Here is a 12072-nt window from a genome sequence, read left to right as displayed (position 1 = left end):
CCGCTTTCCGGGCTTCCGAGGTGCTGCAACCCAAGGCCCGCAAGCACGGGCGATTTCTTTCACAGTCTCTCCAGCGTGGGAACGCCGGCTTGTCCGCTCCCGCGGACCCAGCTCCTCGGTGCTGACAGGTGTTGGCGGTTAGCCGACCGAGGCGCTTAATCGACGTTGGAGCGTCAGATCCCTCCCCCGTCGGGACCAGGTCTGCTCCCACGCTGGAGCCTGAGGAGCCAGCCGAAACTACGAATCACACGAATCGGCGCGAATCCATTCGCGCTGATGCGCGTGATTCGTAGTTTTTCCTCACCGGAACGGGTTCCGTGGTGGGCGCGTCAGATCGAGGGATGGCCGGTTATTGCGGACCCAGGCGACCAGATCGTCGGTCGTCCGGAACGCCTCGGCGGTATCGAAGACACCGGCCAAGCGGCTGTAATAGCGCAGCAGCTGTTCGCGGGTCTTGTGCTCCGGATACCCGGAATCCTTGTCGAAGGCCATCGGCGCCTGGAGCAGATCAGGGGCGGTGTCGATACCAGCACCAGCAGCGTTCTTGGCTACCGGCATATCTCCGAGGCTGGCGGCTAGTGAGACAAAAGCTTGCGAGGTTGTCTCCTTTAACCCCATAACCTCTACCAGACGCAAGGCGCCCGATTGGGCCTGCGCGGCCGGCAGCCGCTCGCCCAACTTGCCCAGCGCCTTACCGAGCTCGCTGAGCTGCCACGGTTCGGTGATGGTGCCCATAACCTCTACCAGACGCAAGGCAACCGATTGGGCCTGCTCGGCCGGCAGCCGCTCGCCCAACTTGCCCAGCGCCTTACCGAGCTCGCTGAGCTGCCACGGTTCGGTGGTGGTGCCCATAATCTCTACCAGACGCAAGGCAACCGATTGGGCCTGCGCGGACGGCAGCTGCTTGCCCAATTCCCCCAGCACTTCACCGAGCTCGCTGAGCTGCCACGGCTCGGTGGTCGTGCTCATGATTTCTACCAGGCGCAAGGCACCATTCCGTGCCTGCTTGGCCGGCAGCCCCTCGCCCAATCTCCCCAGCCCCGCGCCGAGCTGGCTGAGTTTCTCTGGATCGGTGGTGGTGTCCATAACCTCCACCAGACGCAAGGCAACCGCCTGGGCCTGCGCGGCCGGCAGTCCCTCGCCTAATTTGCCCAGCGCCTCACCGAGCCGGCTGAGCTGCGACGGTTCGGCAGTTTTCTGCATGGAGGTAGAAATCAGTTCGGCAATCCTTGGCGCTCGTGCGGCGAAAGTATCCGGTGCCGATTGGTACACCAGGACCGCAAGCTTGGCTTGATAGGGTGTCGCCGGTTTATGACGAAACGCCAGATCGAGTGCCCTAGTGCGCAGGCCATGGTTCGGATCCAGGCCGAATAGGGATTGGGCCACCGGTTCCAAGTGTTCTTGCAACGCTTTGTGGGACTCTGTATCCGTAATGGACTGTTCGAGGAATACACGCTTCAGCCATGGACTGGCACTCGCCAACGTCCAGAGGTTGCGATACTCCTCGCCTGTGGGTTTATCGTTACCCGAACCGCCCCTGATCGCGGTCAGGATCCGCTGAGATTCTTGCCGTGCCTGCCATTCAAGGGCCTGATCGGTCCCGACCCAGGTCAAGACGACCAGCATGAGAAGCGGTAGCCACCGCAGGCTGCTGAATACCGCAAAGCGGCGGTAACCCGACCAACGGACCTTACCGGCTAGGGTCGCCCCCAGCAGCCGCAGTTGCTCCCAGGGCGAGAGCAAACTCCGCCAGTGCGACATCGAGGAACCAGCCCCCTCCAGTGCCTGGCGACGCTCTTTAAGCAAACGTTGCCAACGGTTGGCACGGCGATGGGCGGCGATCACGGCCCGGGCCAGATAATCGTGATACAGGGACCAGACGGGGGACTCGTCGGTGCCGTTACCGGCGCGACGCCGCACGATACCCTCCTGGTCCAGCACCGAGAGTACCCGGTCGCTCCGCTCCCTGCCGATCCCGGACGCCGCGGCGAGATCGGCCGCGGGAAGACTCCGGGCCTTGGGCGCGTCCGGGTCGCTGTCGTCGACGAGTTTCAACAGCAACGCCAGGGTTTGGGCCATGGTCAAACCGGCGGCACCTGCCGCGGCGCCCATGGCGTCTTCTACGTGGGCGGCCTCCAGGCCCTCAAGACCACCACGGCGCTCGTAGGCAGCGGTGTTGAGCACGGGCAGCCTGGTCAGGCCGCGAAACACCACCCGTGCTTGAATCGGCAAGATCCGGTGTTGTTCCGACAGATCATTGACCAAGCGGCGTTTCAGGGAATCCCAGCCGGCGTTCGGATGTGAGATCACCGGCTGGTCTTTTGATACCGGCACCGTCAAATCATCCAGCAAGACCCCAATAAATGCCGATTCGACCCGATCCAGGGCATAGCATTCGGGGTTTCCGAACCGCACCGCCTCCAATCCTGCGACCAGATCCCGGCGGGTGATGAACAGCAGGTGCAGAGATCCGCGCTCGATTTCCTGCTCGATGCGCTCCCAGACGGGATTAGCGGTAACCAGCCCATCGGCCTTGATCCAACGACCGTCGCGCAAAAAATGCTTCCGGTTGGCTACCTGGTAGTCGTCGAACTGGTCGAAGATCAGCAGCGGGATCCATCCCAGTTCCGTGCGGATACGCTTGAGCAGTGGTGATGATGGGGCAGACAACAACTGGCCGTGCAGCGCATCGCGATTCTCGATAGCGAGCTGTCGGCGCAGATCCTGACCAAGCTGGTGCCAAAAGGCGTCTACCAGGCGTTCCTGCAGGCTCTGCGCCCAATCGCCTCCATAGCTGTTGAGATAGATCGGCAGCATAGTCCGGGCCGGCCTCGCACCGGGGGGATCCAGCAACGCGGGGATCAGTCCGGAACGTACCAGGGCACTCTTTCCCGCTCCGGATTCGCCTTCCAGGAAGACCAGCGGTTGCGCAGTGACGGCCTCCGCCAGCCGGCGTAGCTCAACATCGCGGCCGCGCAGATGATCCGGGTTGTCCGGATCGATCAGCAGCCGTTCCGGTCGCAACAGCCGGGATTTGGACGCGAGTCCCCGTATGACGAGCCATATACCCCCTACCACCAGCAACAGGGAAAGCACAAGCACGACAGGAAGCCAAATAGCCGACGGCAGGCCGATCTGATCCAAAAGTCCCGCGCCGGACTTTTCGTCGGCCAGCAACAATATGGCAACACTGATGACTACGGAGACAATACCAGTGACTGCTGAGATGCCACCGAATAGGGTTTGGAGGGATTCGGTGCGAGACCTATTCATTAGAAGTGCCCAAGTTCCACTTTGACGCATGAAATGGTAACATGCTGATTCATAATGAATTTATAAAAAATCCAGAAAAATCGACGAGTTGGGCCAGAATGCGACAAGAGTAGAATTAGAACAATCCTGGGTGATTGGGTGCTGCTGGGGGAACCGGACGTGTTGCGGGTGCAATCCTGAATTATTTGGCATTGTCTGGAGGATTTGACGTGTTGCGTTCGACGCACCAAGGCTCGTTGATCTAGAGTCAGGCCAGTGCCGGCGTCTTAACGCAACCTACACCCAGATTTACCGCCGTGCTGCCTGCCCACGCAGACCTCGCTTTAAGTGTAGGTTGCGTTAGCCGCGCGGGGAGACGCCCGGGGGGCACGGCATCGAACGCGGCATAACGCAACACGACGTTCAAACAGAAAATCAACCGCCGGAGACGCAGGAGATCAGCCGCGGGACGCCGGATCAGCCTTCGTCCAGGAGCTCCAACCAGTGCACCACCGGGGTGTGGGTCGCGGCCTCCAGATGGAGCTGGCAGCCGACATTCGCGGTGGCGATGATGTCGGGCCCGCCCGCTTCGAGCGCCGCGATCTTGCGGTCTCTCAGTTGGCTTGAAAGCGCCGGCTGGGTCAGGGAATAGGTCCCGGCCGATCCGCAGCACAGGTGGGCCTCGGGTACGGGTGTGGGTACGAAACCGAGCCGGGTGAGGATGGGCTCCACCAGGTCGTTGAGTCCTTGTCCATGTTGCAGGGTACAGGGGGTGTGGAAGGCGACCTTGCGGCCCCGGCCCGGCTGGCCTAAGGGCTCCAGATCCAGCTCGGCAAATATCTCGACCGGGTCCCGCGCCAGCGCCGCTACCTGTGCCGCCTTGTCCGCATAGTGTGGGTCCCGGTGCAGCAGCTCGCCGTACTCCTTGACCATCGCCCCACAGCCGCTGGCATTGATCAGGATCGCCTCGGCGCCGGACTGGATCCGGGGCCACCAGGCATCGATATTGCGGCGCATGGCAGCGAGCCCTTCTGCCTGGGCATTCAGGTGATAGGCAGCGGCACCGCAGCAGCCTGCAGCAGGCGCCTCGATCAGGTCGATCCCGAGCCGGCTCAGGACCCGGGCCGCGGCGGCGTTGGTGGCGGGGGTTGCCACCGACTGGACGCAACCCGCGAGCGCGAGCATCCGGCGCCTGCCGGCAGGGGCGGGCCAGGCCCCGGCCGGACGGGGCGTCGGGACCTTGGCCTTGAGCGCCGTCGGCAGCAGGGGTTTGGCGAGTCTGCCCAGTCGCATCAGGGCACCGAAGCGGGAGGGATAGGGCACCAGCTTGACCAGGGCCCGGCGCAGCAGCTTCTCGCCCAGGGGCCGATCCACTCGGCTCTCGACCAAATCGCGGCCGATGTCCGCCAGCCGGGCATAGCGTACCCCGGAGGGACAGGTGGTCTCGCAGGAACGGCAGGTGAGGCAGCGGTCCAGGTGGATTTGGGTGGTGCGGGTCGGGGTCCGGCCCTCCAGGACCTGCTTGATCTGGTAGATGCGCCCCCGTGGCCCGTCCAACTCGTCGCCTAGAAGCTGGTAGGTGGGACAGGTGGCGGTGCAAAAACCGCAATGGACGCAGGCGCGTAGGATGGCGTCGGCCTCTTGGCCCTCGGGCGTCTGCAAGAACTCCGGGATGATTTCGGTCTGCATGTCTTTATATAGATCCTGCTACCGGGGGTCGGGCGCATCACATGATATTCCACCCCCGCGCCTGCCGAGGATATCGCAAAAGCCCCTCTCCCGCCGGGAGAGAGCCTGCGCCGAGCGCAGCGAGGGGGCTTGGGGAGAGGGGATCAAAGGGCGAAGATCGGTGCCTTTTGCGACACCCTCCTACCCGTGCGGTTCACGCCTCCGCGTGGTGCCATCCTGTAAGACCTGCCGCGCTCACCGCATCCTACGTGCTCAAAGCTCGGCGTAGAGGCGCCCGGGATTGAGCAACCCTTTCGGATCGAACGCCTGTTTGAGGTTGCGGTGAAGGGTCATCAGGGGCGGCGGCAGCGGCTGGAAGACCTCACCATCCCGGTCGCCGCCGCGGAAGCGGGTGGCGTGACCACCGGCCGCGATGACCGCCGCGCGCACGGCCTGCATATCCAGCTCACCCCGATACCAACGCTGTGCCCCACCCCACTCGATGAGCTGCTCTCCCGGCAGATCTAAGTGCGGCGCCGCGGACGGCAGGGACAAGCGCCACAGCTCCGCCTCGCCGGCGAAAAAGTTATGGCCCTGCTCGCGGATGCGGGTACGCCAGAACGCGTCTTGGTCCTTGAGGCTTTCGCCCCCGATGGTCTCCGCGGCCCGAGCGAGGGCCGCTTCGGCGCCGGCAAGGCGGATATAGAGCCGTTTGCCGTCCCAGCAGGTGGCTGTGATGGGCAGTGGGGTGCCGGCCCAGGCGTTCATGAGTCGGATAGCCTCACTCGGGGGTTGCTCTTGGACCAGGGTCCGGTGTGTCGCCGGGATCGGCATCACCTTTAGGCTCACGTCCAACAACAGGCCCAAGGTGCCATAGGCACCGGTCATGAGCCGGGAAAGGTCGTAGCCCGCCACATTCTTCATCACCTCGCCGCCGAAACGCAGGACCTGGCCGTGTCCGGTCAGCACCCGGGCACCTAGCACCAGGTCCCGCGCTGCTCCGGCGTAGGGGCGGGCCGGTCCCGAAAGGCCGCCGGCGATGGTGCCGCCGAGGGTAGCATTCGGTCCCCAGTGAGGCGGCTCGAACGGCAGCATCTGACCCTGTTCCGCCAGGGTCGCCTCAAGGGTCTCCAAGGTGGTCCCGCACTGGGCCGTGACGACCAGCTCCTGGGGCTGATAGTTGACGATGCCGGTGTGGCCGGCCACGTCCAGGGGCTCTCCGGTCGGGGTACGGCCCAACCAGCGCTTGGACCCGCCGCCGCGGATCTCCAGCGGGGTGCCGGATCCGATGGCGGCCAGTACCCGCGTTTGCAGTGCTTTGGTCAAATCATTGTTCATTGTTCGGAGTTCTGTTTGCGCATCGCCATCGCCCTAGAGCTTAGCTCTTCGATGGAAACCGCCGAACCACGCAGAATAGGCTTTTTCATCCTGCGGCCTCCCTACGAACGACCTCTCCAATGGAGTTCCCGTAACTACCAGTGGCGAAGGGAGTCACCGAAATCCATATGGTTATGCGGAACTTTAACGGTTCAACCTGGACGATTCAATTCTTGCAACGGATGTGACGCCTTGTTGGATACCCAGCGGTCTGATAATGCGCGGAAAGTCCGGGAAGGGAAGCGAACGGAGATGTTGGGGCACGTACTACAAACGGATGTCCCCCGATGAAAGATCGAGGTGCAGATTCGTATCAGCTTGCAGCACCGCTGCTCGCCTTGCGAGAAAATACAAATCCGTATTAATTTATACTTGAATTAATACGGATTTGTTGTATTATCTCAGTAGTTCTCAGCCCAAAGGCCTGTCAGGAGATCCCGAAATGTCCATACCCGTAGGTAACAAGGCGCAAGGTGGGGACTTTTTCGACCGTGAACGTGAGCGCAAGGACATCTGGCGTTATCTGGAGAGCAATCATATTCTGCTCAGTGGTCCCCGACGCCTGGGCAAGACCTCGCTCCTACAGCGCCTCGCTGAAGAAGCGGATGAACGGGGCTGGCTCACGATGTTGGTGGACGTGCAGGGTATCGACACTGCCGACGCTTTCGTCGCCGAGTTGGATCGGGCCTTTCCCGACGACTCGGTGAAGGGTTATCTAAGCCAAGCCGGTGCCAAGGTCGATGGCCTGGTCAGGCGCTTCAAAAAAGTCGAGTTCAGTATCCCAGGCAGCCTCGGCGGTAGTCTGGAGTTACAGGCCCTTCCTGAAGCCCCGTGGACTGCTCCCGCTCGAGCCCTGCAGCAACGGCTCTCGCCCATCCCCGCCTTAATCCTGCTCGACGAATTCACCGTCTTGCTGGAGAAGCTGCTGGCCCGGGACCGAGCCGAGGCCGAGCGTCTGCTCGGCTGGTTACGGGCCTGGCGTCTGGGCACGGGGGTGGCGTGCCGCTTCGTCTTTTCCGGCTCCATCGGCTTCCATACCCTGCTCGACCGTTACGATCTGGTCACCTCGATCAACGATGCCTATGATTTCCGCCTCGGCCCCTTCCACCGCCAGGCCGCCTTGGTGATGCTGGCGGAAGAGGCCTGGCGTGAGGGCTGGAAGGCCCCGCCAGAGATCTTGGCGTACCTGTGTGAGCGTGCCGGCTGGTTGTCGCCTTTCTATCTCAACCTGCTCCTGACCTCGGCCTTGGATGCGGCACGGGATCGGGAGCTGGAAACCGGCGCCGACGACCGGACGCTGAGGCCAGCGGACGTGGATGATGCCTACGACCGCCTGCTTGCCAACCGCTCCCGATTTTCCCATTGGTATAAACGCCTGGAGCGGGATCTGCCCCAACCCGAGCTCGGCTACGCCCTCGACACCCTGGCCCACACGGCCCGCTCCAACGCTGGTCTAACCCGGCGTCAACTGCTCAATCGCCTACAGAGACGTGAGCCGGACCCGGATCTGCGCGCCCACCGTCTCGACACTGCTCTCCTCAAGCTCGAAGAGGACGGCTATTTGGGCTACGAGGGCCAGCGGTTCTTGTTTCTCTCCTTCCCGCTACGGGACTATTGGAAGCGCAACCATGCCTGATTCCCTGGACTCGCCGCTGCGGGGGGCCGTCAAATACAACCCCCACCTGTGGGATGATGATGAGCTACGCGCCGTCTTCGTCGTCCGCCACCGGGAGCTTGCCACCGCCCTGAAACGCATCCGAACCTGTCCGCCCGGCAAGGTACCCCAACACCTGTTGGTCACTGGCTACCGCGGCATGGGCAAGACCACCCTGCTGCGGCGTATCGCCTTGGCGGTGGCGGACGACTCGGAACTGGCCGCGGACTGGATCCCCCTCACCTTCCCGGAGGAGCAATACACCGTCTCTACCCTGGCCGAGTTCTGGATGAATGTCCTGGACGCCCTGGCCGACCGTTTGGAGCACCAAGGGGCGACACCGGATGAGCTGGCGGATCTGGACGCCGGGGTACGGAAAATCGAGGCACTCTCCCCCGCCGAGCGCGAGGATGCCGCCCTCACCCTGTTACGGAACTGGACGGCAAAACGGCAACAGCGCCTGTTGCTGCTCATCGACAGCAGCGACCTGCTGCTCACCAATCTGGGCCGGACCGAGGGTTCGCGCGGACGCATCGCCGACGCCGGGGCCACCCCCCTGTGGCGGTTGCGCAAGACCCTCACCCACGACCCTGCCATCTTCTGGCTCGGCGCCAGCTACCAAGCCCTGGAGGCGGACCACCAGTACCAGGACGCCTTCCATGACTTCTTCGAGATCCTGGAGCTGCGGCCCTTGAAACTGGACGAGATGCGCCGCGCCCTGCTCGCCCTGGCCCGCGCCTTCGGCGCCGGTCCGGGCCTACAGGGAGAAGCGGCGGAACAGGAGATGCAGCGTAACCTGGATGCCCACCCGGAGCGATTACGGAGCCTGCGCACTCTTACCGGCGGTAACCCCCGTACCACCGTCATCCTCTACGAGCTGCTGGCCACCGGCTGGGAGGGGGACGTACACAGCGACCTCAAGGCCCTGTTGGATTTGATGACCCCCCTCTACAAAGCACGCATGGAGCAGCTCGCGGAGCAACCCCGCAAGCTACTGGCCCTGTTGATGGAGCATTGGGACCCCATTGGCGCCGGCAACCTAGCCCGAGCCGCCGGCCTCCCACCCACCACCGTCAGCGGTCAGCTCAGCCGACTTACGGCCGAGGGGTTGGTGGAAAAGGTCGCCTTGGCCGCCACCAGCCACGCCGGTTATCAGGCCAGCGAGCGCCTCTTCAACATCTGGTATCTGATGCGCTATACGCCCCGCCGTACCCGCCGCCGCCTCATCTGGTTGGTGGAGTTCATGCGCCTCTGGTTCAGTACCGATGACCTGCGGTGCCAGGCCCGGCGCAGCTTGGACCAGCTCCGCGGCGTCCACACCGGGGACCGGAGTCTGGACTATGCCCTGGCCCTGAGTGACGCCCTGCCCGAGGATTGCGAGGAGCGCCACCTGCTGGAGTGGTCCCTCTATTCCATTGCCCGCCGCCGGGCCAGACGTACCCACCAGGAATTGGCGGCGCTGCTGCCCGAGCTGTTCGATGCCCAGGAAACAGGGCATCCCCTGACGACTGCTGAAGACTATCTGCGGCGATTCGAGGCCCTGGACGAGCCCTTGGGCCGCTGTCCCCATGCAACCGGCGCGGAGCTACGAGACTGGATCGCGGCGGTAAAGGGTAGCTTCTCACTGGATCTGGCGACAAAGGAACGGATAGCCGAAATGGCGGCCAACCTTTCCGAAGCACAGTACAAGGAGCTGCTCCGGTTCTTTGAAATAGAAATGGAGGACCTTTCCGGACCCGATTCAAGCGACGATGCTCACCGGGGAAGGGCAACCGTTCCGGTTGAAGAGGAATACAAGGGGTCGCTCCGGGTTTCTGAAAAAGGAATAGAAGACCGTTTCAGACCCGATCCAAACGACGATATGCGCCGGATACGGGTGGCCATCCTGGTCGGGGATTACTTTCCCGACTGTCCCGATTCCGGACTCGCCTATCGGCAGATCCTCACCGCATTCGGCAAGTTCCCTGGGGCATTCAAGCTGGCTGTCGACCGGATGGCTAGGCGGCACCAGGATAGCTGGACCGAGAAGCTCTACCGCAAATCCATTGAGCTGGATCCAAAAGACGGCTGGTCCTGGAACAGCCTCGGCATTTTGTTGGGAGCCCACCTGAATCGTCCCGAGGAAGCAGAAACCGCCTTCCGCAAATCCATTGAGCTTGATCCGAAATACGCCCCATCCTGGAATAACCTCGGCAATCTGCTATGCGACATGAACCGATCCGAAGAGGCGGAGAAAGCCTATCGCAATGCTATCAGGCTGGATCCGGAGGGTGCCTGGTCTTGGCACAACTTGGGCAAACTCCTACAAGATGACCTGAAACGACCCGAGAAGGCTGAGGCTGCCTACCGTAAGGCCAGCGAGCTGGATCCCAAGTATCCCTACCCACTCGCCAATCTGGGCCGCTTGCTGGTGGCCCGCGGCGATGCACAGGGGGCGGATGTGGCCTACCGCCGGGTCGGATCTCTGGCCGCGAGGCACGTAGGGGATGGGACCAATATCGACTATGTCCATCTGATCCTGCAAGCCCAGCTCTGGCTGGACAATCGGGACGCTGCCGGCCAGGCCCTGGAGCGATTGGCCGCGGCCGCCGCAGCGGGAAATAAAAATGCCCTGTTCCGGCTCCAGGAACAGGCCCGGGCGTGCCATGCCATCGGTCGGGGGCCGGCCTTGGCCGATTTGCTGGAGGCCTCCCCCCACGCCGAGCTGTTGCGGCCCATCGCCCTGGCCCTGCGGGCGGCCAACCAGGGTCCGCAGGCCCTGGACGGGGTAGCCGCGGAGATCCGCACCATGGCCGAGGAGTCCCTGAAAGACATCAGGCGCTGATTCCACGCGCGATCGAGGGAGCGTGATCGCGACGTGCGATGGGACTATTTAGAGTACCTGCCTGCCGTCGAACAGGCAGGTCATGCACTCTAGGTGATCGATGCGGTTCGCTGCGCTCACCACATCCTTGTATGTTCTGTTTCCAAGGGAAAGCCAAGGATCGATATAAAGGGATTTGATGAAGCGTACCTGGGAAGCCGTCACATCCTGAGGCCACGAGCCTGAACGTAGATTAGCTCCCTGCCCGCTTCGCCAATACCGGCGAGTATCCGAGGCCTTGAGCCAGTGGCTCTTGAGCCTGCATAAGCAAGGTCGGTAGGCGAGGGTCCTAGGTCGGGGAACCTGGTCGCTATCCTAACGGGTTTTTACTCAGGGGAGAAACGAACATGAAGGTCGCCGGAATCGATGTCAGCCACCAAACCGTTATCCTACGGGCTGTGCCCAACCTACCCGACTCGCTTCCACGCCAAGATCTTGTTTTAGCAGTAAGTATTATTCGGTGGCCCTGCCACTGCACACCACCGCTGCCCGTCCGCCATCCACTTCCGGGAGTCTCAGAGACAACCAGGCCGCCATCAACACGAAGCCGGTGGACCACCAGAGACAGCCCTCCAGGCCCTGGGTCTGGTAGGCCCAACCGGAGAGCAGGGTACCCAGCAGTCGCCCACCGGCGTTGGCCATGTAATAGAAGCCCACGTTGATAGTGTTCTAATTTTGTTGTTACCGAGTAGAGGGAACTTTGAAAAGTTTCCGCCCTGGGATCTTTCACGGTGCCCTCTACACCAGAAACAACAAGGTTGAAACACCACGGCCCACGTTTATGCGGCTTGAGTCATTTCTGCATTCCCACCGGACCCCAAGTACAGCCATGCCGAAGTACCGATAACATCGGTTCGGTTCTTCCATCGGAAATTATTTTTGCCGCAAATGAACGCGAATCAACGCAAATCGGTCGCAATTGGTTCACCATCATCGACTGTTCCTGATCCAATTGCGTTCATGTGCGTTGATTTGCGGCTAAATCTTCTGTGAAGACCCTGCTCGCTCACTATTATCGGCAGCCCGTAGCCCGTAGGATAATGGTATGGACCCATCCCCCTTCACTGACGGCGTCGAAAGCGCCACGATGGTAAGTCAACAACACCCATCGAAACGAAGCGGGCGAGTCCACCATGAATGGTAGCAAGACTATGGTGCGGTTGGGGATCGATTTAGGTGTCAGGTCCCGTGTGATTATATACCAAGGAGGAGCTATCCTTTGTTGCAGGCAAGAGCAGTCTTACAGCTGCTTGCGGGA

The 12072-nt window shown here is 62.2% G+C and carries 5 protein-coding genes and 1 pseudogene; 2 read left to right on the top strand and 4 right to left on the bottom strand.

The features are described 5' to 3' along the window. Positions 1-300 precede the first annotated feature (300 nt). The 3 genes from E1958_RS18720 to glcE all read right to left on the bottom strand — a co-directional run bounded on the left by E1958_RS18720 (position 301) and on the right by glcE (position 6258). Positions 301-3273 carry an nSTAND1 domain-containing NTPase gene (locus tag E1958_RS18720; protein WP_133513220.1) on the bottom strand — a complete coding sequence of 991 codons (2973 nt, stop codon included), beginning with the start codon at positions 3271-3273 and terminating at the stop codon, positions 301-303. Positions 3274-3729: 456 nt separating this feature from the next. Beyond that, the gene (gene glcF, locus E1958_RS18715; RefSeq protein ID WP_133513219.1) at positions 3730-4941 is read right to left on the bottom strand and encodes a glycolate oxidase subunit GlcF; all 1212 of its coding nucleotides are present in this window, start codon (positions 4939-4941) and stop codon (positions 3730-3732) included. A gap of 252 nt (positions 4942-5193) precedes the next feature. Further along, a complete protein-coding gene (gene glcE, locus E1958_RS18710) occupies positions 5194-6258 on the bottom strand; it encodes a glycolate oxidase subunit GlcE (RefSeq protein ID WP_133513218.1) in 1065 nt (354 codons plus the stop codon). Between the two features lie 481 nt (positions 6259-6739). Between glcE and E1958_RS18705 the strand changes: the two genes are divergently transcribed. Further along, positions 6740-7933 (top strand): ATP-binding protein, encoded by a 1194-nt coding sequence (locus E1958_RS18705; protein ID WP_133513217.1) that lies wholly within the window; start codon positions 6740-6742, stop codon positions 7931-7933. After that, positions 7926-10775 (top strand): tetratricopeptide repeat protein, encoded by a 2850-nt coding sequence (locus E1958_RS18700; RefSeq protein ID WP_133513216.1) that lies wholly within the window; start codon positions 7926-7928, stop codon positions 10773-10775. Before E1958_RS18705 ends, E1958_RS18700 begins: the two co-directional genes overlap by 8 nt. A 492-nt stretch (positions 10776-11267) precedes the next feature. Here E1958_RS18700 and E1958_RS18695 read toward each other — a convergent pair. Then, positions 11268-11480: pseudogene (locus tag E1958_RS18695) on the bottom strand (organoarsenical effux MFS transporter ArsJ); the annotation flags it as partial. Positions 11481-12072: the final 592 nt, after the last annotated feature.

The sequence above is a fragment of the Candidatus Thiosymbion oneisti genome (genome assembly GCF_004359955.1).
GTDB lineage: Bacteria > Pseudomonadota > Gammaproteobacteria > Chromatiales > Chromatiaceae > Thiosymbion > Thiosymbion oneisti.
This window is presented reverse-complemented; position numbering and strand designations above follow the sequence as displayed.

Coding starts and splice junctions, on each gene's coding strand:
- E1958_RS18705 (WP_133513217.1), top strand. CDS start 6,740: ATGTCCATACCCGTAGGTAACAAGGCGCAAGGTGGGGACTTTTTCGAC.
- glcF (WP_133513219.1), bottom strand. CDS start 4,941: ATGCAGACCGAAATCATCCCGGAGTTCTTGCAGACGCCCGAGGGCCAA.
- E1958_RS18720 (WP_133513220.1), bottom strand. CDS start 3,273: ATGAATAGGTCTCGCACCGAATCCCTCCAAACCCTATTCGGTGGCATC.
- E1958_RS18700 (WP_133513216.1), top strand. CDS start 7,926: ATGCCTGATTCCCTGGACTCGCCGCTGCGGGGGGCCGTCAAATACAAC.
- glcE (WP_133513218.1), bottom strand. CDS start 6,258: ATGAACAATGATTTGACCAAAGCACTGCAAACGCGGGTACTGGCCGCC.